Origin of the sequence: Caulobacter soli (assembly GCF_011045195.1) — a bacterium.
GTDB classification, from domain to species: domain Bacteria; phylum Pseudomonadota; class Alphaproteobacteria; order Caulobacterales; family Caulobacteraceae; genus Caulobacter; species Caulobacter soli.
The window spans coordinates 1,269,351-1,290,124 of the sequence record NZ_CP049199.1 but is presented as its reverse complement, the minus strand read 5'-3'; the positions used below and the strand labels follow the sequence as shown (position 1 = coordinate 1,290,124).

23 protein-coding genes are annotated in these 20,774 nt (G+C 70.1%); 13 read left to right on the top strand and 10 right to left on the bottom strand.

The window, feature by feature from the left end:
* The first annotated feature begins 19 nt into the window (after positions 1-19).
* From G3M62_RS06395 to G3M62_RS06360, 8 genes are all read left to right on the top strand, one after another.
* Positions 20-2,083 (top strand): hybrid sensor histidine kinase/response regulator, encoded by a 2,064-nt coding sequence (locus G3M62_RS06395; RefSeq protein ID WP_165185619.1) that lies wholly within the window; start codon positions 20-22, stop codon positions 2,081-2,083.
* A gap of 220 nt (positions 2,084-2,303) precedes the next feature.
* Positions 2,304-3,290, top strand: a complete 987-nt coding sequence (locus G3M62_RS06390; protein ID WP_165185618.1) for an ABC transporter substrate-binding protein — start codon at positions 2,304-2,306, stop codon at positions 3,288-3,290.
* A 17-nt stretch (positions 3,291-3,307) separates the two neighbouring features.
* Complete coding sequence (locus tag G3M62_RS06385) at positions 3,308-3,541, top strand: hypothetical protein (protein ID WP_165185616.1); 234 nt, start codon at positions 3,308-3,310, stop codon at positions 3,539-3,541.
* On the top strand, positions 3,538-4,284 hold the full coding sequence (locus G3M62_RS06380) for an ABC transporter ATP-binding protein (RefSeq protein WP_165185614.1): 747 nt from the start codon (positions 3,538-3,540) through the stop codon (positions 4,282-4,284). Before G3M62_RS06385 ends, G3M62_RS06380 begins: the two co-directional genes overlap by 4 nt.
* A gap of 131 nt (positions 4,285-4,415) precedes the next feature.
* The gene (locus G3M62_RS06375) at positions 4,416-5,171 is read left to right on the top strand and encodes an ABC transporter permease (protein WP_165185613.1); all 756 of its coding nucleotides are present in this window, start codon (positions 4,416-4,418) and stop codon (positions 5,169-5,171) included.
* A 127-nt stretch (positions 5,172-5,298) separates the two neighbouring features.
* Complete coding sequence (locus tag G3M62_RS06370; RefSeq protein WP_165185611.1) at positions 5,299-5,997, top strand: hypothetical protein; 699 nt, start codon at positions 5,299-5,301, stop codon at positions 5,995-5,997.
* On the top strand, positions 5,997-7,085 hold the full coding sequence (locus G3M62_RS06365; protein ID WP_165191212.1) for a DUF2336 domain-containing protein: 1,089 nt from the start codon (positions 5,997-5,999) through the stop codon (positions 7,083-7,085). Before G3M62_RS06370 ends, G3M62_RS06365 begins: the two co-directional genes overlap by 1 nt.
* Positions 7,086-7,179: 94 nt before the next feature.
* Positions 7,180-7,725 carry a hypothetical protein gene (locus tag G3M62_RS06360; RefSeq protein ID WP_165185609.1) on the top strand — a complete coding sequence of 182 codons (546 nt, stop codon included), beginning with the start codon at positions 7,180-7,182 and terminating at the stop codon, positions 7,723-7,725.
* Positions 7,726-7,735: 10 nt separating this feature from the next.
* Here the strand turns inward: G3M62_RS06360 and G3M62_RS06355 are convergent, their stop codons facing one another.
* From G3M62_RS06355 to G3M62_RS06345, 3 genes are all read right to left on the bottom strand, one after another.
* Positions 7,736-8,176 carry a hypothetical protein gene (locus tag G3M62_RS06355; RefSeq protein WP_165185608.1) on the bottom strand — a complete coding sequence of 147 codons (441 nt, stop codon included), beginning with the start codon at positions 8,174-8,176 and terminating at the stop codon, positions 7,736-7,738.
* A gap of 65 nt (positions 8,177-8,241) precedes the next feature.
* On the bottom strand, positions 8,242-8,544 hold the full coding sequence (locus G3M62_RS06350) for a hypothetical protein (RefSeq protein WP_165185606.1): 303 nt from the start codon (positions 8,542-8,544) through the stop codon (positions 8,242-8,244).
* Positions 8,545-8,605: 61 nt separating this feature from the next.
* Positions 8,606-9,982: a hypothetical protein gene (locus G3M62_RS06345; RefSeq protein ID WP_165185605.1), complete on the bottom strand. Its 1,377-nt coding sequence runs from the start codon at positions 9,980-9,982 to the stop codon at positions 8,606-8,608.
* Between the two features lie 442 nt (positions 9,983-10,424).
* Between G3M62_RS06345 and G3M62_RS06340 the strand changes: the two genes are divergently transcribed.
* Entirely contained in the window at positions 10,425-10,895 is a 471-nt protein-coding gene (locus G3M62_RS06340) for a ribonuclease H family protein (protein WP_165185603.1), read from the top strand.
* A gap of 7 nt (positions 10,896-10,902) precedes the next feature.
* On the opposite strand, the gene G3M62_RS06335 is transcribed toward G3M62_RS06340, so the two are convergent.
* From G3M62_RS06335 to G3M62_RS06325, 3 genes are all read right to left on the bottom strand, one after another.
* Positions 10,903-11,283 carry a methylglyoxal synthase gene (locus tag G3M62_RS06335; RefSeq protein ID WP_165185602.1) on the bottom strand — a complete coding sequence of 127 codons (381 nt, stop codon included), beginning with the start codon at positions 11,281-11,283 and terminating at the stop codon, positions 10,903-10,905.
* A gap of 70 nt (positions 11,284-11,353) precedes the next feature.
* On the bottom strand, positions 11,354-11,935 hold the full coding sequence (locus tag G3M62_RS06330; protein WP_165185600.1) for a hypothetical protein: 582 nt from the start codon (positions 11,933-11,935) through the stop codon (positions 11,354-11,356).
* Positions 11,932-13,179: a hypothetical protein gene (locus G3M62_RS06325; RefSeq protein WP_165185598.1), complete on the bottom strand. Its 1,248-nt coding sequence runs from the start codon at positions 13,177-13,179 to the stop codon at positions 11,932-11,934. The genes G3M62_RS06330 and G3M62_RS06325 overlap by 4 nt, the downstream gene beginning before the upstream one ends.
* A gap of 331 nt (positions 13,180-13,510) precedes the next feature.
* Between G3M62_RS06325 and G3M62_RS06320 the strand changes: the two genes are divergently transcribed.
* The gene (locus G3M62_RS06320) at positions 13,511-14,320 is read left to right on the top strand and encodes a hypothetical protein (protein WP_165185597.1); all 810 of its coding nucleotides are present in this window, start codon (positions 13,511-13,513) and stop codon (positions 14,318-14,320) included.
* An 11-nt stretch (positions 14,321-14,331) separates the two neighbouring features.
* Here the strand turns inward: G3M62_RS06320 and G3M62_RS06315 are convergent, their stop codons facing one another.
* Positions 14,332-15,933 carry a peptide chain release factor 3 gene (locus tag G3M62_RS06315; RefSeq protein WP_165185595.1) on the bottom strand — a complete coding sequence of 534 codons (1,602 nt, stop codon included), beginning with the start codon at positions 15,931-15,933 and terminating at the stop codon, positions 14,332-14,334.
* Between the two features lie 60 nt (positions 15,934-15,993).
* The gene (locus tag G3M62_RS06310; protein WP_165185593.1) at positions 15,994-17,469 is read right to left on the bottom strand and encodes a tetratricopeptide repeat protein; all 1,476 of its coding nucleotides are present in this window, start codon (positions 17,467-17,469) and stop codon (positions 15,994-15,996) included.
* A gap of 292 nt (positions 17,470-17,761) precedes the next feature.
* On the opposite strand from G3M62_RS06310, the gene G3M62_RS06305 reads away from it, so the two are divergent.
* Positions 17,762-17,905 carry a hypothetical protein gene (locus G3M62_RS06305; RefSeq protein ID WP_165185592.1) on the top strand — a complete coding sequence of 48 codons (144 nt, stop codon included), beginning with the start codon at positions 17,762-17,764 and terminating at the stop codon, positions 17,903-17,905.
* A 45-nt stretch (positions 17,906-17,950) separates the two neighbouring features.
* Here the strand turns inward: G3M62_RS06305 and G3M62_RS06300 are convergent, their stop codons facing one another.
* On the bottom strand, positions 17,951-18,331 hold the full coding sequence (locus G3M62_RS06300; protein ID WP_165185590.1) for a hypothetical protein: 381 nt from the start codon (positions 18,329-18,331) through the stop codon (positions 17,951-17,953).
* Positions 18,332-18,537: 206 nt separating this feature from the next.
* Between G3M62_RS06300 and G3M62_RS06295 the strand changes: the two genes are divergently transcribed.
* Positions 18,538-19,263, top strand: a complete 726-nt coding sequence (locus G3M62_RS06295) for a 2OG-Fe dioxygenase family protein (RefSeq protein WP_425483834.1) — start codon at positions 18,538-18,540, stop codon at positions 19,261-19,263.
* A 151-nt stretch (positions 19,264-19,414) separates the two neighbouring features.
* On the opposite strand, the gene G3M62_RS06290 is transcribed toward G3M62_RS06295, so the two are convergent.
* Entirely contained in the window at positions 19,415-19,753 is a 339-nt protein-coding gene (locus G3M62_RS06290) for a DUF1491 family protein (RefSeq protein WP_165185587.1), read from the bottom strand.
* 69 nt (positions 19,754-19,822) lie between these two features.
* On the opposite strand from G3M62_RS06290, the gene G3M62_RS06285 reads away from it, so the two are divergent.
* Complete coding sequence (locus tag G3M62_RS06285) at positions 19,823-20,713, top strand: hypothetical protein (RefSeq protein WP_165185586.1); 891 nt, start codon at positions 19,823-19,825, stop codon at positions 20,711-20,713.
* The last annotated feature ends 61 nt before the right edge of the window (positions 20,714-20,774 follow it).

The window sequence follows — 20,774 nt, the reverse complement described above, 5'->3', positions numbered from 1 at the left end:
TCCGGGGAACGGGATCATAATGCTGGCTAACGTCGCCCATCAGGAACAGCGGCGGCAGGATCGCATCCTGATCGTCCTGGCGGTGGCGTTGGTGGCCAGCCAGGCGTTCAGCGATTTCCTGACCCGCAATACGCTCGGCATCGCGACCCTTTGGCCGACGAACGCCCTGCTGGCCGGCGGCCTGCTGGTGCTGAACCCTCGGCGCCGCCTCACCCTGTTGATCATCGCCGTGGCCAGCCACCTGGGCATCGACCTGCTGGTCGGCGACGGGCTGGTTCGCGCGCTGCTCTACACCCTGATCGACGTCGGCGAGGCCCTGCTGGTCTGGTGGGTGACCCGGCGCTTCTTCGGCGGACCGCCCCGCGTGCGGACCATGCGCCAGCTGGCCCTGCTGACCACCCTGACCGCGCCGGTCACCCTGCTCACCTCGATCGTCGCCGCCACGGGCCTGGCCCTGCTGCGCGGCCTGCCGTTCGTGACGGTGCTGACCGACTGGTTCCTGTGCGACGTGCTGGGCATGTCGATCGTGCTGCCGGCCGTGTTGGTGCTGGTGGACGGCGAGCACCGCCGAAGCTTCCAGCGCAAGCTCCCCGAACGGCTGGCGCTGTTCGCCCTGACCGCTGTTCTGGCGGCGCTGGTCTTCAATCCGTACGGCGTGCTTGCGCCCTTCCTGCTGTTCCCCACCGCCCTGTTGGTGGCCTTTCGCCTGGGCCCGCGCGGCGCGGCCCAGGCCTCGCTGATCGTCGCCTGCGTGGCCATCCCCCAGACCGTCAACGGCCTGTGGGTCAACCAGGTCCGCATCATCCTCTCGCAAGCCCACCAGAACCAACTGGTCCAGGCCTTTGTCGGCGTGCTGTTCGTCACCAGCCTGGCCGCCGGCCTGGCCCTGGCACAGCAGGAACGCCTGCGCCGGCTACTGATCCGCCGCGAACAGCTGACCCGCGCCGCCCGCGCCCGGGCCCTGGCCGCCAACGAGGCCAAGACCGAGTTCCTGGCCACCATGAGCCACGAGATCCGCACGCCGTTGAACAGCATGCTGGGCTTCTCGCAATTGCTGGTCGAACGCCAAGACCTGCCGCCCGACGTCCGTCGCCAGCTGGGCCTGATCGACAGCGCCGGCACGGCCCTGCTGACCGTCGTCAACGACATCCTCGACTTCTCGCGGGTCGAGGCGGGCCAAGTGGAGCTGCTGTTCCAGCCGACCTCGGCGGCGGCGGTGCTGCACGACGCCGTCGGCATCATCCGGCCCGAGGCCGAGAACAAGGGGCTGACGCTGACGGTCGACATCGTCGACCCGGTCGGCGGCCTGCACGACCTGGACGGCCTGCGCCTGCGTCAGGTGCTGCTGAACCTGCTGCAGAACGCCGTGAAGTTCACCGAGGCGGGGCGGATCCGCGCCTGTCTGACGGTCGAACCCGGCGAGCTGGAGGACCGGCTGAAATTCGAAATCGTAGACACCGGTGTCGGCATTCCCATCGAGCAGCAGGGGCGGCTCTTCCAGCGCTTCAGCCAGATCGACAGCTCGGCCAGCCGTCCCTATGGCGGGGCGGGCCTGGGTCTGGCGATCAGCAAGGCGCTGGTCGAGCTGATGGGCGGCAAGATCGGGGCCGACAGCGCCCTGGGCCACGGCTCGGCCTTCTGGCTGGACCTGCACGCGCCTCAGGTCGAGGCCTATGACGCCGGCGCGCCCCAGCCGGCCACCTCGCCCGGCGCGGCCCGCATCCTGCTGGTCGACGACCACCCGATGAATCGCGAGATCGGCGCGGCCCTCCTGAGCCTGGTCGGCTGCCAGGTCGAGACCGCCGACAACGGCCAGCAGGCCGTGGCCAAGGCGGCGCGCGGCGGCTTCGACATCATCCTGATGGACATCCACATGCCCGAGATGGACGGCCTGGCCGCCACCCGGGCCATCAAGGCGCTGGGCGGCGAGGCGGGCGCGACGCCGATCATCGCCATGAGCGCCGACGCCCTGCCCCAGCAGGTCGAGCGCTGCTACGCCGCCGGCATGGTCGACCACGTGGCCAAGCCGGTGCAGCGCGAGGTGCTGTACGCCAAGATCAGCCGCTGGCTGGCGCGGAAGTAAGACCCTCCATCGGCGCGGCGATCACTTGCCCCCTACGGATCGCTTCGCGATCGTCTTCCCCCATAGAGGGAAGAGGCCGCGTTATTGTCCTCCGCCCCCTATGGGGGTGGACAGACCGCGAAGCGGTCAGGTGGGGGCAAGTGGCGATACCTGCATGGCGACACCTTCCCTCGCCCCGCCTCCCCCACTAACCTCGCCCCCGCAATTCGGGGAAACGACGATGAAGATCCTGCGCCTGGCCGCCCTCGCCTTCTGCGCCGCCCTGGCCGCCTGCTCCCCGGCCAAGAAGGAGGCCGCCGAGCCGGCCGGCCGCACCGCGCTGAAGCTGGCCACCGACTGGAAGGGCGAGGCCGAGTTGGGCGGCTACTACCAGGCCCTGGCCACCGGCGAATACGCCAAGCGCGGGCTGGACGTGACCCTGATCCAGGGCGGCCCCGGCGTGAACGTGCCCCAGCTCTTGGCCACCGGCGCGGTCGACGTGGGCGTCGGCTCCAACAGCTTCATCGTGCTGAATCTGGCCAAGGAGAAGGTCCCGGTCAAAGCCGTGGCCGCCTTCATGGACAAGGATCCCCAGGTGCTGATCGCCCACGACGGCCAGGGGATCAATTCGATCGCCGACATGAAGGGTCACCCGATCCTGCTGTCGGACGCCTCGATCACCGCCTTCTGGGTATGGCTCAAGGCCAAGCACGGTTTCACCGACGCCCAGGTGCGCAAGTACAACTACTCTGCCGCGCCCTTCCTGGCCGACAAGAGCGTGATCCAGCAGGGCTACGCCACGTCGGAGCCCTACCTGATCGAGAAGGAGGGCAAGATCACCCCGAAGGTCTTCCTGCTGGCCGACGACGGCTATCCCGCCTACGCCTCGTTCGCCCTGGTTCCCGACGCCCTGATCGCCAAGAACCCGGCGGCGGTGAAGGCCTTCGTCGAGGCCACGGCGGCGGGCTGGACCTCGTACCTGTACGGCGATCCCAAGCCCGGCGACGCGGCCATCCTCAAGGACAATCCGGAAATGACCCAGGACGTCCTCGACCAGGCCCGCGAGAAGATGCGCAGCTACGGCATCGTCTCGCGCCAGGGCGTGGGCAAGATGGACGACGCCCGCTGGGCCGAGTTCTTCAAGGTGGCGTCCGAGCAGGGCGTGTATCCCAAGGAGATGGACTACAAGTCGGCCTACAGCCTGGATTTCCTGCCGAAGAGCCAGTAGCGGAAGTCAGGACCGTCATGAGCTCGCCCGTCTTCCATCATCCCGCCGACCAGTTGTTCTGGCTCGTCCTGGCGCTGTTCGTGAGCGGCTCGCTGGCGTTCTCGCTGTGGTCCGGCAAAGTCGCCGTGCGCTACGGCGGCCCGATCCAGCGTTCAACGAGTCCCGCCCTGTTCTGGGGCCTCTGCATCCTCAAACTGGCTTTCGCCACCATCAGCGCGGTCGTGTTCGTGCTCAGCCTGGGCCGCAAGTGACCGCCACAATCGCCAGCCTCTCCGCCGTCGAGGTCGACTATCCCGGTCGCGGCCGCGCGCTGGGCCCCGTCGACCTGGCCCTGAATCCCGGCGAGATCGTCGCCCTGGTCGGGCCGTCGGGCTGCGGCAAGTCCACGGCCCTGCGGCTGCTGGCGGGCCTGGAGGCGCCGACGCGCGGGACCGTCACGCGGGCCGCCGGCAAGGGCGAGACCTCGGTCGTCTTCCAGGCGCCCACCCTGGCCCCGTGGATGAGCGCGGCGGCCAATGTCGCCCTGCCGCTGGAACTGGCCGGAACGCCCAAGGGCGAGGCCCGCGCCCAGGCGGTCGAGGCGCTGGCCAAGGTCGGCTTGAAGGGCGCGGAGAACGCCCGCCCCGCCCAGCTGTCGGGCGGCATGGCCATGCGCGCCGCTCTGGCCCGCGCCCTGGTCACCCGTCCCCGCCTGCTGCTGCTGGACGAGCCGTTCGCGGCCCTGGACGAGATCACCCGCCGCGCCCTGGCCGACGACGTCCTGGCCCTGGCGGCCGACCTGGCCCCGGCCGTGGTCTTCGTCACCCACAATGTCGAGGAGGCCGTCTACATGGCGGGTCGGGTGGTGGTGATGAGCGCCGGCCCGGGCCGGATCGCCGGCGAGGTGGCGGTCGACGGCCCTGTGGTGCGACCGCCAGGCTTCCGCACGACGGCGGCGTTCCGCGAGACGGCCGAGTCGGTGTCGCGGCTGCTGGCCGGAAAGGTCACGGCATGAGCGCTCGTCACCAAGCCCTCCCCCTGTGGGGGAGGCGGCGCGAAGGCGCCGGTGGGGGGAGTCATCCCACCTCTGCAAACTCCGCCCTCCGTCGGCTTCGCCGACACCTCCCCCACAGGGGGAGGATCTAGATGCGCGTCATCGCCCCGCTTGTGCTGATCATTGCACTCCTCGCCGTCTGGGAAGCCGCCTGCCGGCTGTTGGGCGTGCCGGTCTATCTCCTGCCCGCGCCGTCGGCGATCGGCGTGGCCCTGGCCGAGGGCTGGCCGCTGCTGCTGGCCAGCGCCTGGAACACCCTGTCGACCGCCTTGGTGGGTCTGGCCCTGGCCAGCCTCCTGGCCTGCGGCCTGGCCCTGCTGGTCAGCCTGAACGCCACGATCGAGGACGCCGTGCGCCCAGTCGCCGTCACCCTGCAGGTCACGCCGCTGGTCGCCATCGGTCCGCTGATGACCATCTGGGCCGGCATCGAACACCCACAGCGCGCCGTCGTGGCCCTGGCGGCGGTGGCGGCCTTCTTTCCGATCTTCTCAGGGGCGCTGACCGGCTTGAAGGCCGTCGATCCGGACCTGTCGCGGCTGTTCGACCTCTACGGCGCGCGCCGCGTCCAGCGCCTGTGGCGGCTGCGCCTGCCCTCGGCCGTCCCCGCCCTGCTGGAGGGCCACAAGGTGGCCGCCGGCCTGGCCGTGGTCGGGGCCGTGGTCGCCGAGTTCGTGGCCGGATCGGGCGGCAACCAGGGCTTGGCCTGGCGGATCCTGGAGGCCTCCAACCGCCTGCAGACCGCCCGGGTGTTCGCCGCCTTGGCCGTCCTGGCCGTGCTCGGCGTGGCCCTGCATGGCCTGCTCAGCCTGGCCGAGCGTCGCCTGCTGACCTGGTGGCGCGGCCGCTGAAGTCTTCGCGCCAAGTGTCGAAAACGCGACACAGGGCCGCGCCACGGCCGAACGCGCCGGTCTGTTAGGTCAAGATTAAGCCCGCTGACCTAAGGATCGAAGCATCCCGTGCACTTCCGGACGGTCCATGCGCCTCGCCCTGCTCTTGCCCGTATTGATCAGCGTCGCCGCTCCGGCGCACGCCGAGGGCGCGCGCGAAAGCCGCTACGGGCCGACCACGCCGCGCCAGGCCTCCGCCGCGGCCGCCGCCCGCTATGACGGCCCGATGCTGGGCTGGGCCCAGAAGCGCCAGGCGTCGACCAACATCGCCACACCGACCGCGCCCGCTCGCACCCAGCCCGCGCCGCTCGCGCCTTGGGCCGGCTACCAGGCCACGCCGGCGCCCGTCGCCTACGCACAGCCCGTCGCGCCAGCGCCGACCGCGCCGCTGCCGACCAGCCTCTACGCCACGCCGCGCGCGCCTTCATCGTCTGGGACCGCGCCAGCCCCCACCCCGCCCCCAGCCAAGGACTGGTCCAGCTACCGCAGCTCGCGCGTGACGGCCGTCGCTCCGCCGCCGCCCCAGCAGGTCGCGGTCGCCAACACCGGCGCGACCGCCCGCTACTATTCGGTGGACCGCGACTACGGCCTGACGCCCGACGCCGTGCCGCCCGCCGGTCCCGACAACCGCGTCCTGGTCACCGCCACCGAACCGCCGCCCGAGCCCAAGGACGCCGTGCCCATGCACGGTTCGGCCGACTGGCTGGCGGCCGGCGCGCGAGGCGATGACGACGACAATGACGACAGCGCGGCCCGCCGCGCCAAAGCCCGGAACGAAGGCCTTTGATCCAATCGCGCCTCCATGACCTCATCGCCCTGGCCGACGAGCCCTCCAGCTCGCGCCGTCGCGAACTGCTGCGCGGCGTCACCGACCTGTTCTTCGCCGGCGAAAGCCACAACGACGTCGAGATGAGCCTGTTCGACGACGTGATGGGCCAGCTGGCCGGCGAGATGGAAGAAGCGGTCAAGATCGAGCTGGCCGAGCGCCTGGGCGCGACCGCCGCGCCGCCGCCGTCCCTGACCCGCGCCCTGGCCAGCGACAGCATCGCCATCGCCCGCCCCATACTGGAAGGCGCGCCCCAGCTCAGCGAAGCCGACCTGCTGCACGTGGCCCGCACCCAGGGCCAGGACCATCTGCGCGCCATTTCGCAACGCTCCGTCGTGCCCAGTCTGGTCTCCGACGCCATCGTCGAACGTGGCGACGACACCACCCTGGGCGTGCTGTTGCGCAACGAGGGCGCGGTCCTGTCGCGCGAGGCCCATGAGGCGGCGGTCGACCGCGCGGCCGCCAATCCCGCCCTGCACGAGGCGGTGATCGATCGCACGGCCATGCCCATGGACCTGCTCAACGAGATGTACTTCGTGGCCGAGGCGCGCCTGCGCGACCGGATCATGGAGCGCAACGCCGATGTCGATCCGGCCATCCTGGAAGCCGCGCTCAAGGCCGGTCGCAACCGCGTCGCCGCCGGCGACGGCGCCCTGCCGGCCGACTATCAGGCGGCGGTGCAGGCCATCGTGGCCCTGAAGATGAAAGGCGCGATCACGCCCCAGGCTCTGGTCGCCATGCTGCGCGCCAACAAGACCAGCCAGTTCCTGGTCGCCCTGGCCGAGCTGGCCGACATCGACTTCCACACCGCCCGCAAGATCATCGAGCGTCGCGAGCTGGACGCCCTGTCGGTGGTCTGCAAGGCCGCCGACTTCGACCGCGCCCTGTTCCTGACCTTCGCCCTGCTGATCCTGGATCCGAACGACAACGCCATGGGCAAGGCCAAGGCCTATGGCGAGCTCTACGCCGCCCTGCCCCGCGACGCGGCCCTGCGCACCATCCGCTTCTGGCGCCTGCGCCGCACGACGGGCGACGTCGCGGCGGCTTAGAGCCGTCTCTTCAAGAGTGCATTCGCGCGGAACTGGTGTCGTGTGACGCCGTTCCCTTTCCCGTCGAGGGGCTTTCCGTCTCCGGAGCGCCCTAGTGGAACTGCCCAAGAATAGAACGGCCCTGATCGCCGGCGTCGCCGTGGCCGTCGTCGTGACGACCGCCGCCGTGGCGCTGGCCGTCTGGCCCGCCCTGACGCGGCCCGATCCGCCCGCCGAAGCCAGCGGCGATAACGGCCTGCGTATCAGCCTGGTCCAGCCGCCCAAGGCCGGCGCCGTCCGGACCAGTCCGCTGGATGTCGGCCTGTCGGAAGCCGCCCAAGCCATGGCCAAGGGGCGCGAGGCGCTGTTCGTCAGGGAGCCACCGGTACGTCCCGCGCCTCCACCTGCCCGCCAGGCGCCCTTGCAGGTCGCCCAGGCCGACGACGAGGACGATCTCGCGCCACCGCCGCCCGAACCGGCGGATGACCGCTGGGAGCGGGACGCCTGGCGGCGGGATCGCTTCGAGGAAGCCCAGCGTCGACGTTGGGAAGAGGAACAGCGCTGGGCGCGCCAGGATCGGGAAGAGCGCGCCGCCCGTGACGAGGTTCGCGAACGGGATCGTTATGACGATCGCGACGCCGCGCCGCCTCCGGGCTGGTGAAGCCTCGCGCCTAGCGCCGTCGCTGCATCAGGGTCAGCAACCAGCCGACGCCAAATGCGCCGACGATGGTCAGGGGCAAGGTCTGAAGGTCGGGCGTCGGTTCGTGCAGCCACAGGTCCCGGCCCGCCAGCAGCCCCCAGACCACCAGGCCCCAAATCGCGCCGTACACGGCCCAGGGATACTGGTCCATCCAGCCCCGCAGGCCGGTTCGTGGCTCGGGTTTCGAGACGGGGTCGACCGCGCCGCCACAGGCGGTGCAGACCCAACCGCCCCAGGGGCCCTGGGGCGCGGCGTCCGGACCGACCGGCGTCTTGCAGGTCTTGCAGCGCGGCGGCTCGGCCTTGCGACGCACCGCCGACGGCATGCGACGCAGGCCCATGATCACGATGAACAGATAGAGGAGGAGATAGACGACCTGCGAAACGTCCAGGTCCTTGAAGTTCTCGCCCATGCCGTCCCCCGAAACGCTACGGGCGCCAAGCTAGGGCGTGTCGCGTTTCGGGTCGAGCGGCAGGATCAGCGGATGCGGATGCGGACCGGGACGTCGATGAACGAGCCGGCGCGGCTCTTGCCGTCAGGGCCCATCAGGTCGACCTGGAACTGCGAGGCCATCGACACGGCGGCCTTGCCCACGCCCATGTCGGCGGGGAATTCGCTTTGCACCGAACAGGCGGTCAGGCCGCCGTCGCGCCGGATCATGCAGCTGAGCATCGCTTCGGCGATCTGCGGCTGGGTGTCCCGGATCTGGGTGACGGCCGGTTGGCTCGTCGGGGTCGGAACGATCGAAACAGCGGCGGCGGCGAGCAACGAAGCGATCACTGGGTCTTCCCTACTGGTCTTTGGGTCCGACCCGCTGGGGGCCGTCCGGTTTCATTTTGGGTCAGGCGGCGTGCGCCTGCTTGACCCGTTGCAACCCCTGGGCCGCCAGATCGGTCAGCGACCGCAGGCCCAGTTCGGCGAAGATGTCGAAGGCGCTGGCCAGCGCCATGGCGGCGCGATCCAGCCGGCCGTCGTCGCGGCCGGTGATCTCGACCCGGGCCTCGTACAGGCGAGCCAGGTTCATCTGGGTCACGGCCCAGGCGGCCGGGTCGCGAGCGCCCGGCGTGGCGGCCAGTTCGGACTTGAAGGCCATCTCGGCGGCGTCCAGCACCGCCAGGTCGGCGGTCAGCTCGGCGCAACGAGCCAGGCTGAGGGCGCGGTTGTTGGCGACCACGGCGCGCAGCGACAGGGCTGGCTGGGTCTTGAGGATGTGCGAGGCGCGGTCGTAGCAGGTGACGGCCCGCTCGAAGCAACGCTCCGAGGTGGTGGCCTCGCCCATCGCCTGCAGGCCGGCGCCCAGCGCGGCCTGGGCCCGGGCCCAGTCCATCGGGCTGTGGTCGGCGGTGACCGGCTCCAGGGCGGCGGCCAGGGCCTCGACCCCGTCGGCGATGAAGTTGATCTCGCCGTCCAGTTCGCCCAGTTGCACCAGTGCCGCCCCGCGCAGGGACTCCAGCCGCGACCAGGCCAGGGGTTCGAAATCGGGATCCAGGCCGGCTTCGGCGGTCTTGGCTTCTTCCAGCGCCACTTCGGTGAGGGCGCGGTCCTTCAGGCGGGCGGCGCAGGCCAGCAGCAGTTCCACGCGGGCGGCGCGCTGGTCGGCCAGCAGCAGGCGCGAGGCCCCGCCCTTGACGCGGCGCGCGGCCGACAAGCCCCGCAACGGCGCCTCGAAGGCCTCGGCGGCGGCCAGGGCGCGATCCAGGTCGTTCTCGCCCAGGGCCACGCGGCCCTCCAGCCCGGCCAGCAGGGCCTCGGCCATGGCGCAGCGGCTGCCCGGCGCGGTCTTGGCCAGGGTCAGGGTCGCGCCGGCGGCGGCGTGCAGGCCCTCGTCGCCGAACAGGTCGGCGCCCAGCACGGCCAGGGTCGCCTGCTCGCAGCGGGCGGCGGCCAGGCTCTCTGGCCTATGTTCGGCTTCGAAGATCTTGGCGGCGGCCTCGGCCTGGGCCGCGCCCTTGCGCAGGGCGGCGGCGTCGCCCGAGCGGCGGGCCAGTTCGCGCCAGACCACGGCGGCTTCCAGCAGGCGGTGGCCGCGATCCTTGGCGCCGATCCGGCCGGCGGCCACATCGGCCGACCGGGCCTCGTTGACCAGCAGGCGCAGATCCAGCAGCTCCAGCAGCGAGGTGTCGCCACCGGTCAGTCCGTCGCGCTGCGCCGCGGCCCTGGCGGGGGCGCCGACGTCGACTCCAAAGAGCCTCTTCAGATCACGACCGAAATCGAACATCGCTGCGCACTCCGCACACGGACCGTCCCACGCCGGGACGTCCGGCAAGGGTTCAACGCACGAGTAGCAAAGCCGGAGCCAACGCGTTTAACAAGCGGTTAACGGAGGTGAAGATGGCGTTAACCATAAATATTTGGAGCGTGTTTACACTTCGTTCCAAAATACCACCCAAACCCCTGTTTTTGCACCGATTTGGCACACTTCTTGCTTGGCGGACCTTTTCGGGAACGCGCCGATCAGGGCGCTTGTTAGAACATTGTTCACCGAAGTGAAGATGACGTTAACCATAGATTTTAAGACGCGGTTTATCATTCGTTCCGGCACGGCTTCCCGCGCGCCGCCCCGTCGCCCGATCTTGGGTCGCTAGAGACCCTCGCCCTTCGTCACGACGGCGACGCCCTGCCCTCTGGCCAGCTTTCGGCCTCGCCTCTAAAACGGGAGCATGACCGCTTCGATCGATCTCTGGACCGCTTCGCTCTGCAAACCCGACCCCGGCTATGGCGGCTGGGCCCATGTGCGCCGCAACGCCGACGGGACCTTGGCCGGAGCCGCCGGGGGCGAACGCCGGGTCAACGGCGCAAAGATGGTGCTGGTCGGGGTGATCGAGGCGCTGACGGCGCTGGCCGACGTGCCGGCCGACGCCGCGGTGACGCTGCACTTCGCCGATCCGGCCCTGGCCGCCGAGCTCGTCACCAGCGACGGCGCCTACGCCACCGCCGAGCCCGAGGCCTGGGCCGCCGCTCGCAAGCTGCTGGCCGCCCGCCCGGTGCTGGCCCTGTCGCCGCTCTCGGACACGACGCCCGCCGCCGGCTTCCTGCGCGCCTGGGCCGACTTTGGCTTGGACACCGCCAAGACCCGGGGCACGTTCAAGGCCGCGATCCCGAAGCCGAACCTGCTGAAGTTCCCGGGTTAGAGGGCCCCTAGCGCCCCGCCACGATCAGGTCGGCCGTCGCCGGGTTACAGGCGAAGGGGATGTCGGCCAGGGTCGCCATGCGGATCAGCGCCTTGACGTCGACGTCGTGCGGCTGGGGCGACAGCGGGTCGACGAAGAACACCAGCATGTCCAGCAGGCCCTCGGCCAGCAGGGCGCCCAATTGCTGGTCGCCGCCCAAGGGGCCGCTCTTCAGGCGCGTCAGGTCGAGGTCCGGCAAGGCTTCCAGGATCCGTCCGCCCGTGGTGCCCGTCGCATAGAGCCTGTGCCGGGCCAAGAAGGCCTGGTGCGCGACCGACCAGTCGACCAGGGCCGCCTTCTTGTCGTCGTGGGCGACTAGGCCGATGGTCAGCGGGGTGTCGACGGACATGTGGCGGATCTCCTGACTCTCGGCGCTTCCTCCCTAGCCGCTTCGGGCGGAAAGGAAAGAGCCGCGCCCGTCAGGAAAACCGGATCTTGGTCGGCGCCGGGAACTCCGGCGTGCCTTTCTCAACCAGCACGTGGTCGTGCAGCGACAGCTTGGCGCTGGCGGCGAAAACGCCGGCGGTGGCGCAGACCACCCGGCCGCCGCGCACCTCCAGCCGCACGCCCTTGACCTTCAGGGCCAGCTCCATCTCGAAGTCGAGGTCGGCCACCTTGACCGCGCCGTAGCGCAGCTCGATGCGCGGCTTGTGGGTGGAGGCGATCTTGTGGTCGTCCAGGTCCTGGAAGAAGGCGTCGTCGGGATGGGCCTTGGACTGCTCGACGCACTTCTTGAAGCGCTCCAGCTTCATCCAGCCGTCGAACAGCACGCCCTCCACCGACAGGTCCATCAGCTTGTCGACCTCGCGCCGACAGCCGCCCTCGACGTCGTCCCAGCAGGCGCTGGGAAACTTGCGGGCGGCCTGGGAGATGGCGTCGACCAGCGGCGGGGAGTCCTTGCAGGCGTCCAGGGGATCGCCGCCGTCCTCGGCGAACAGGGCGCGCCAGGTCATGCCGGCGGGGATCGAGGTCGTGGGGGTCAGGGGCTGGGCCGTGGTCATGGCGCCGTCTCCAGCGAGGGATAGTCCAGCCGAACCTCGTCCGTGCTGACGTCAAGGGCGAACCGCATCGACACGGCCATGCCGGCGCGCGGCGAGCCGTCGGGGATCAGGGCGACGACGCCGGGATCGACCACCAGCACCACCTCGGCCGGCTCGCAGGCGGCGACCTCGGGCCTGGGCGCGCGGGACGGCTTCGGCCGCGCTCGGTTCAGAAGTTTGGCGAGGCCAAAGCCGCCGGCTCCGGCGACGACTAGGGCGACCAAGGCGGCCAACCACCAGGCCCAGGACGGGATGGACGGTGGCGCGGGCGCGGGTGGCGGCTCGGGCCGGGGCGTCGGCGGCGCGGCGATCACCGGCGGCGGCGTGACGGTCGCGACGGGCGGCTCGGGCTGGACCACCGGCGGCGGCTCGGCGGGCGGTGGCGGCGGCGGCGGCCGACTTTGGACAGGGGGTTCCCGCCGAGCCGGCGGCGGTGGCGGCTCATAGACCGGCGGCTTGTAGGCTGGAGGCGGAGGCGCGGGCGGAACCTGCAGCACCACGGGCGGCTGGCCACGAAGGCCGGCCGTCTTCCAGGCGTCGGACGTGCACCGCCGCCAGCGCGCGGCGTCGCCGGCATAGGTCGCGCAGGCGGCCTGGATGTCCGGAATCACCGACAACGGATCGGCGGGGCGGCCAGGCGGCGGCTTCGGCGTCCGGGGACGGTTGGCCCAGCTTTCGATCAGCCGGTTCACGGCCGGGGTGATGTCGACCGATTCACGGGGTTTACGGGTGGCGGGCGGCGTCGCGGCGGGGGTCTGGGTGGACGCCGCCGGAGGCGTCGTCGGCGTGTACGCCGGAGGGGGCGCGGTCGCGGCGGGCGGCGGCGTGGTCGTGGCCGGAGGAGGCGCGGCCGGCGTGGTCGCGGCGGGCGACCGAACCGCGGGCGACGCGGCGGCGGATGACGTGAGTAGACTGCTCCGGGACGCCGACCGGGCCGCCGCCTCCTGCACGGTCAGCGGAAACCGCTTACGGCAATAGGTGGCGTAGTCCGTCATCCCCCGCGCCTTGTAGGCCGTCACGCATTGGGCATAGGAGTTCACGACCACCGCGAACTCATCGACGGCCGCCGCCGGCGTCGCGACCGCCAGGAACAGGCACGCGACCCACAGGCGCGCATCCCGTAACCATCTTAAAGAGCCGCCGGTCCAGCATCCCGCTTGGCGTCCGGCCTGGCTGCCCCCAACCCTGCCCAGATCCTGTGTCACTCCAGACGACCTCTCAATCGCGGAAGCTTGGAACCGTCCACTCCCCAGAATGCTCGGTCAAGTAGAATCAAAGCTGTACAACAACCTTTGAGCCCAATGCTCGCAGAGCAACCCCCAACCCGTTGCGCCCAGGACGAGTTCGAACCTGGAGCAAAATCACAGGTCGAATAAACCGCGTCCTGACGCTCGGCGGCCAGGACGAACCGCAAGGCATGCACCCGAGCGCCGCTCGGTCGCCTCGCGCCCTCAAGATCGCTGTCGACGAGGACGCCGACGGCCGATATCTGCGCAGTCTCGAACACCTGCCCCGCGAGATCGAGGACGCCTGAACGTGAACGACGCGGACATCGACGGCCGACTGCTGCAGCGCTGGTTGAAGACCGACGCGGTCCAGCCGTCCCTGCTTTCCGGCTGCGGTCTGGACGACGGCGACTGCGAAGCGCCTCTGCCGATTCTGGAAGTGGATCTGGATCGCCAGGTGCTGGTCTGCGCCGCGCCTCCGGGACGCGCCCGGATTCCCTTCGCCCGCCTCGCCGATTGCCTGCTGGTGGCTCCGGTCGGCCACCCGGCGATCGCGGCGGTGCAGGCGTGCGTCTCACCGGAGGAACGGGCCCACAACCGGATGCTCGACGCGTTGGGTCCCGAATATCCCAGGGCGTTCGCCTCGGTCGCCGACCTCGAGGCCGTCTACGCCGCCGAAATGGCGCGCCGGGAGGGCAAGCTGCCCGACCGCGCCTTGCGAGGGCCTTGGGTTCGAGCGTTGAAGCGCAACGACCTGCACCGACAAGGCGCGCAGCTGGCCCAATCCTGGCGGGACCTGGCCAACGCCGTCGGCGCGCCGTGGTCGGACATCGCCCTGCACCTGGCCTGGTTCCAGCGTCACGCGGGCCATCCGAACCGCGCGATCGAGACCGCGCGCGACTTCTGGCGCTCGAAGGCGCCCGCCTCCCAGACCGAGATCGCCATGCTGGCCACCGTCGAGGCGGCGGCCCTGATCGACCGCTTCACCCGCAAGGGCGGCGCGCCGCCCGATCTGGTCGAGGCCCGCCGCGCGGCGGCCAAGGCCTACGCCATCGCCCCCGCCGATCCGGAAATCCAGGCCGTCTATCAGCGCCTCAAGGCGATCGAGAACGGAGCTTAGCCCCGTTCCCCCTAGCCCCGTTCCTTGGTCCGCTCGAACCGAACCTTCGGGAAGCGCTCGGCGACGTAGCCGATCTCCCAGGACGACTTGCCCAGGAACACCGGCTGTTCGTCGATGTCGTGGGCCATGGCCGTGCGGTGCTTGTTGACGAAGTCCTCGACATCGGCGCGGTCACCGCCCAGCCAACGCGCCTCGGCGTAGGGGGCGGCTTCGAAGATGCAGTCCAGGGCGTATTCGTTGGCCAGGCGGTCGGCCATGACCTCGAACTGCAGCTGGCCCACGGCGCCGACGATGAAGTCGGAGCTGCCGATCATCGGCCGGAACAGCTGGGTCACGCCCTCCTCGGCCAGGCCTTCCAGCGCCTTCTTCAGGTGCTTGGCCTTCAGCGGATCCTTGACCCGCACGCGGCGCAGGATTTCCGGGGCGAAGTTGGGCAGGCCCGCGAAGCGCAGGGTTCCGGTCTCCGACAGGCTGTCGCCCACCCGCAGCACGCCGTGGTTGGGGATGCCGATCACGTCGCCGGCGAAGGCGTCTTCGGCCAGTTCGCGATCGCTGGCGAAGAACATGATCGGCGCGTTGACGCTCATGGCCTTGCCGGTGTTCTGGGCCTTCAGCTTCATGCCGCGCGTGAAGCGGCCGCTGGTCAGGCGCAGGAAGGCGATCCGGTCGCGGTGATTGGGGTCCATGTTGGCCTGGACCTTGAACACGAAGCCCGAAACCTCGCTGTCGCCCGGGGCGATGTGGGTGTCGACGCCGGCCTTGCTGACCTTGGCCGGATGCGGCGGCGGAGCATAGGCGCCGATGCCGGCCAGCAGCTCGTTGACGCCGAAGTGGCGCAGGGCCGAACCGAAGAACACCGGGGTCATGTGGCCTTCGAGGAACGACTGCACGTCGAACGGCTTGGCGGCCTCGGACACCAGCATCGCGCCCTCCTCCACCTCGGCCAGTTCCTCGGGGTCGAGATACTGGATCACGGCGTTGGATTTCAGCGAGACCGGGTCGGGGTGGCCTTCCTCGTCGGTCGAGCTCTTCTTGGCGTAGGGGATGAACTTCTGGCCGCGCAGGTCCAGCATGCCCTTGAACCGGCCGCCCGAACCGGCCGGCCAGTAGAGCGGCGCCGGGTCGAGGGCCAGCTTCGAGGAGACCTCGTCCAGCAGCTCGAACGGGTCCTGGGCCTCGCGGTCCATCTTGTTGATGAAGGTAATGATCGGGATGTCGCGCAGGCGGCACACCTCGAACAGCTTCAGGGTCTGGGGCTCGATGCCCTTGGCGGCGTCCAGCACCATGATCGCCGCGTCGGCGGCCGTCAGGGTGCGGTAGGTGTCTTCGGAGAAGTCCTCGTGGCCCGGGGTGTCCAGCAGGTTGAACATCAGGCCGTCGTGGTCGAACGTCATGACGCTCGCCGACACCGAGATCCCGCGCTCGCGTTCGATCTTCATCCAGTCGGACTGGGTGCGACGGGCCTGGCCGCGTGCGCGCACGGCGCCGGCAGCGCGGATCGCCCCGCCGGCCAGCAGCAGGTTCTCGGTCAGGGTGGTCTTGCCGGCGTCGGGGTGGCTGATGATGGCGAAGGTGCGCCGACGGGCGGCCTCGAGGGCGAGGGAAGTGCTCATCCCCGGGGGTTACCCCGTCACCGGCTTTTTAGGAAGCCCACCTGACCCCTCCCCGTGCGATCAGGATGCGGACGGGGTTCCGTTCAGGCCGTTCAGCAGGGCCTTGGCCGCCTCGGCGCCGCCCCCGCCATGCGGATCGTTGACCAGCGGCATCAGCAGGTCGATCGCCTCGGCCTTCTTGCCGCGCGCGATCAGGGCCCGCGCCGTCTCGAGGCGGATGCTGGCCACCTGCGGCGCCTGCTTGAACGAGATCAGCAGGGCCTGCAGCGCGTTGTCCGACGGATAGTGCGGGTCCAGCGAGCGGGTCTGGGCGAAGGCGAACAGGGTCTGGTAGCGGGTCGGATCCTGCTTGAAGGCCTGGGCCAGCAAGACGCCGGCCTGGTCGTAGTCGGCCTGGATGTGGGCCTTGTCGGCGTCGCCCGCCGCGATCAGACGCTGGGCCTCCAGGGCCAGGGCCTCGACGTCGCGGGGATCGGCCGCCAGGCGCTTCTTCAGGATCTCCGCGCCGACCGTCGGGTCGCCCAGCACGATCTCGGCGCGGGCCAGGGCGCGCTCGGCGAAGGCGTCGCCAGGATAGCGCGCCGCCCGCGCGCGGATGTCGGCCAGCACCGGCGCCTTGAAGGCGTCGGGCACGCCGGTGCGCACGTCGAGATCCTCGAGCATCAGTTCGGCCGACGGCGGCAGGGTCGAGATCGTCACCTCCGGCTTGGGCCGGCCGGAACGGTCGACCTCGCGATAGTGCGACGCGCCGGCATAGTAGAGATGCAACGTCTTCTCGAAGGCCTGCGGCGTCATGCCGGTGGCCTTGGTCATGGCGTCGACCGACTTCTCGCCGTTGGAGATCGCGGCCATATAGGCCTGGAACTGCGGCATGTGGGCCGGGTCGCTGAGGAAGTAGTGGGTCAGCAGCCAGGACTGGGCATAGAATTGGCCGCGCTTGGCCGCCGGGATCGTCCAGACCTGCTCGCCGAGCACGTCGGTCAGCGGCAGCCACTTGTTGTTGGTCAGGTCGTACTGCCGGCCCTCGTCGGGTTTGCCGACGTCGGCGCTCTTGCTCTTGATGTCGGCGGTCATCAGGTACTCGGCGTAGCCCTCGATGAACCAGGCCGGATAAACCGCCGGGAAATGCCGCAGCATCAGGTGGTGGACATATTCGTGCTGCAGCACCGACTGGCCCGCGCCCCGGATCGACAGCGCGTAGGTCTCGTCGGGCGAGGCGGAGTAGAAGCCGACGATGCCGCCGGGCATGTCCGGCGAGACCCGGCGCAGGGCGCCGACGCTGCCCACCATGTAGACCTTTAGCTTGGCCTCGGGCTCGGTCGGCGCCTCCAGGCCGTACAACGACCAGAACAGGTCGTCGAACGACTCCAGGGTCTCCGCGGACTTGCGCAGCCCGCTGACGTCGCCGTCGCTGTAGACGATGAAGTGACGGGTCTCGGCCTTGCTCCAGGTCTCGACTGCGCAGGCCGGTCCCACGAAGGCGGCGGCCAGCAGGACAGCGCCCGACACCATGCGGGCATACCAAGACAACTTCACGCGAACGCCCCCGAACTAAAACCCCGGGCGAAGCTAGACCAAGCTCAACCTTGAGAAAACCCCGGAAAGCCCCTGCCGTCGCGGATTTCGGCCTCTCCGGACCCGTGGCCGCCGGCAAAAATCCAGTCGACCGCGCACCCCATGCATCGCCCCCGCGATGCGACAACGCGTCCGCATACCGCAGCCACGAAAACCCGGGAACGACCCTAGTCAGTGAAGGGTTTTGGAGTCATGCTCACGTTACTTGCGGACCTCCCACGCAGAGGGGCGGCCGCGAAAGAGGAAACGATAGATGGCTATGGTTCACGAGCCGCGCCACCGGCGCGGGGTCTGCACCCCTCAGGGTAACGCGCTGTGCTTCAGCACCGCGATCGTCGGGCTGGTCCTGCTGGCGGTGGTCCTGAGTTGGCTGTTCGGCTTCGTCGGCTTCCTGTAGGCGACCAAGCCTGAAAGCCCTGAACCAAGACAGGCCGTCTCGTGGTCAGGCCGCGAGACGTCGCCAGACCTGACGGTCGGCTTCCACATTGCTCAGAGCGCCGATCTTCTGGCGATCGAACAGCGATCCCATGATTTCCGGGCTCAGCTGCGCGTAGCGCACCTGCACCTGATCCACCAGGCAACCGCGCGACGGCGCGATGAACAGCGCCGCGTTGATGTCCGGCGTCTTGGCGATGATCAGCGCGGCCAGGCGCTGGGCCTTGTCCAGATCCTTGTGATGCAGCAGCGGCTCGGCGGCGTACAGTTCCTGGCCCAGCTTGCTGACATAGCTCAGCGACACCTTCGCGAAACGTTCGCGGGTGAGCGGCGGGGCCAATTCGGCCGCGTCGAGGCTGAGAACAACGTCGTTAAGCAGGAAAAACATAGGAACCTTGTTGAGGCCTGGCGGCGGCTGCGGGGAATCATCAGGAACGTGCGTCACCCTGCCGCATCGAGCTTTCGGTCCGGTTTAGGAGAAGGGTTAACGGCGCGGGAAATGAGACTCCTGGATAAACCTCGGGACACGGGACGAGGCTTGGCGCGATCGGCGGAACGCCCCATGTGGAGACCTCGTTCCGCCGGAGGCAGCGCTTGATCCCGCCCGAAACTTTCAAGCAAGACATCACCGCCGCCTTGAGGGACACCGGCTTCAGCCGCGTGCCCCCGGCCCAGACGGACGCCCTGCTTGGCCCCGAGGCCGTGGCGGGCTGGGACGCCTTCGCCGACAGTTGGAACGACCTGGGCCTGGACCGCTTCATGGCCGACGGCGGCCGCTATCGCCAGCGGCGGTTCGCGGCCTTCTCGGCCTCGCCAGAGACCATCCTCCGCAAGCCGCACCAGCCGCACTATCAGAGCCGCGACTACAACGGCCTGAACGGCGGCGTGCAGCGCTGGTTCGAGCCCGTGCTCGACGGCGTGGCCGAGCACCCGGTGACGCAAGGACTGCTTCGCGCCGGCCTGGCGGCGTTCCACCCGCTGACCGTCGCGCCGCCCAGGAGCTGGCACGTGGAGCTGCACCAGTTCCGCATCGAGGCCGGCGACGGCGAGGCCGGCCTGCCCACGCCCGAGGGCGCGCACCGCGACGGCGTCGACTGGGTGATCGTCATGCTGGTCGAGCGCTGCAACGTGGCCAGCGGCGTCACCGACATCTTCGCCAACGACGGCGCGCGGCTGGGCGCCTTCACCCTGGAACAGCCGCGCGACGCGGTGTTCCTCGACGACCATCGCGTGATGCACGGCGTGACGGCGATCCACCCGCTGGAGCCCGGCCAGCCGGCGCGGCGCGACGTGCTGGTGGCGACGTTCAGGCGGGAGTAGTTGCAGGCCGCCCGAACGCCCCCTCCGTCACGATGCTGCGCATCGCGCCACCTCCCCCGTTTCACGGGTGAGGAGGAAGTGGCGGCGACCTCACTCCCCCGTGAAACGGGGGAGGTGGCGGGCGAAGCCCGACGGAGGGGGCGTCGCGTCGTCAGCCCGGATCCGCCTCCACCGGCTCGGTCAGGAAATGCCGCCCGTCGCGGTCCTCGATCTCGACCACCCAGATGTCCGGATCGATCCGCGCGGCGCGTTCGGCGTAGGCGTCCAGGTCCGGCTCGAAGTCCGAGCGCACCGGCTGCATCCAGAAGCGCTCGCCGTCGCCTCGCGTGGCCTCGCTGTAGAGCTTGGCGGTGTTGGCGCGGCGGTCCACGGCCTTGACCAGCACGGCCCCGGCCCGCGGGTCGCCCTTGCGGGCCACGGTGGCGAAGGCCCCGCCCAGCTCGGCGCGGCGGATCAGCGCGCCGACCCAAATGTCCGTGGAAAGAAGCATCGCTAACTGAACCGCAACCTCGGCGCCCTAAGGCTGCCTGCTGAAACCGTTCTCGCAGAATACGAGACTATGTCGAAGAAGAAGACCCTTGGGGGTTCGACGGCGCGGTGGCTAGGGGCTTTTGTCGCGATCGCCGGGCTCGGCGCGTCGTCACAGGCCCATGCCGGCGCGGCCGACCAGCTCTACGAGCGTACGCTGATGACCTCGGCCGACGCCCGCTGCCGGCTGTTCAAGCCCGCCGTGGGCTCGGCCCTGGACGCCGCCCGCGCCCAGGCGCGCGGCGCGACCCTGCGTTCGGGCGTCAGCGAGGTCCAGGTCCAGGCGGTCGAGCAGCGGGCCCGGGCCAAGGCCAGTGGGGCGGCGTGTAATTCCGCCGACCTGCAGACCGCCGCCGGCCGCGTGCGCCAGGCCTTCGACGGCTATTCGACCATGCTGCGGATGACCTATCCCGGCGACCGCGCGACCTGGCAGGCCGACCGCTCGGTCTCGGCCACCATCCCGGTCTGGCGGCTGTCGCAGCCGGCCGGCTTCGGCGGCGACCGGCTGATGTTCGGCCTGTCGGGCCGGGCCAACGACATGCTGGCCGTGGCGACCTTCGCCGACAACGCCCAGCCCTACACCGCCCGCCTGGTGTTACGCGACACGCTGCGCACCCAGGGACCCTATCTGAACGCCCGCAACGCCAAGGGCCTGGCCGCCAACGCCGCGCCCCGCAACGCCAGCCGGGTGTTCGGCGCCGAGACCCGCGACTCCGCCCCCGTCACCCTGCTGCCGACCGGCGCCAAGACCGGCCTGTCGTTCCGCTTTCCCCGCGAGGCCGCCGACGCCATGAGCCGCCTGGACCCGCGCGAGGCGGCGACCCTGGAGTTCGTGTTCACCAGCCGGACCGGCGTGGACGTGGTGCGCCGGGCGTATGTGGAGGTCGGGGACTTCGCGGCGGGGCGGGCGTTCTTGAGATAGTTTTCAAAGCCTCCCCCTGTGGGGGAGGCGATCGAGCAGCGATCGGTGGGGGGAGTTTTAG

Coding starts and splice junctions, on each gene's coding strand:
- G3M62_RS06345 (WP_165185605.1), bottom strand. CDS start 9,982: ATGTTCGATTTCGGTCGTGATCTGAAGAGGCTCTTTGGAGTCGACGTC.
- G3M62_RS06305 (WP_165185592.1), top strand. CDS start 17,762: ATGGCTATGGTTCACGAGCCGCGCCACCGGCGCGGGGTCTGCACCCCT.
- G3M62_RS06290 (WP_165185587.1), bottom strand. CDS start 19,753: ATGCTTCTTTCCACGGACATTTGGGTCGGCGCGCTGATCCGCCGCGCC.
- G3M62_RS06285 (WP_165185586.1), top strand. CDS start 19,823: ATGTCGAAGAAGAAGACCCTTGGGGGTTCGACGGCGCGGTGGCTAGGG.
- G3M62_RS06340 (WP_165185603.1), top strand. CDS start 10,425: ATGACCGCTTCGATCGATCTCTGGACCGCTTCGCTCTGCAAACCCGAC.
- G3M62_RS06335 (WP_165185602.1), bottom strand. CDS start 11,283: ATGTCCGTCGACACCCCGCTGACCATCGGCCTAGTCGCCCACGACGAC.
- G3M62_RS06330 (WP_165185600.1), bottom strand. CDS start 11,935: ATGACCACGGCCCAGCCCCTGACCCCCACGACCTCGATCCCCGCCGGC.
- G3M62_RS06315 (WP_165185595.1), bottom strand. CDS start 15,933: ATGAGCACTTCCCTCGCCCTCGAGGCCGCCCGTCGGCGCACCTTCGCC.
- G3M62_RS06395 (WP_165185619.1), top strand. CDS start 20: ATGCTGGCTAACGTCGCCCATCAGGAACAGCGGCGGCAGGATCGCATC.
- G3M62_RS06370 (WP_165185611.1), top strand. CDS start 5,299: ATGCGCCTCGCCCTGCTCTTGCCCGTATTGATCAGCGTCGCCGCTCCG.
- G3M62_RS06385 (WP_165185616.1), top strand. CDS start 3,308: ATGAGCTCGCCCGTCTTCCATCATCCCGCCGACCAGTTGTTCTGGCTC.
- G3M62_RS06300 (WP_165185590.1), bottom strand. CDS start 18,331: ATGTTTTTCCTGCTTAACGACGTTGTTCTCAGCCTCGACGCGGCCGAA.
- G3M62_RS06355 (WP_165185608.1), bottom strand. CDS start 8,176: ATGGGCGAGAACTTCAAGGACCTGGACGTTTCGCAGGTCGTCTATCTC.
- G3M62_RS06375 (WP_165185613.1), top strand. CDS start 4,416: ATGCGCGTCATCGCCCCGCTTGTGCTGATCATTGCACTCCTCGCCGTC.
- G3M62_RS06390 (WP_165185618.1), top strand. CDS start 2,304: ATGAAGATCCTGCGCCTGGCCGCCCTCGCCTTCTGCGCCGCCCTGGCC.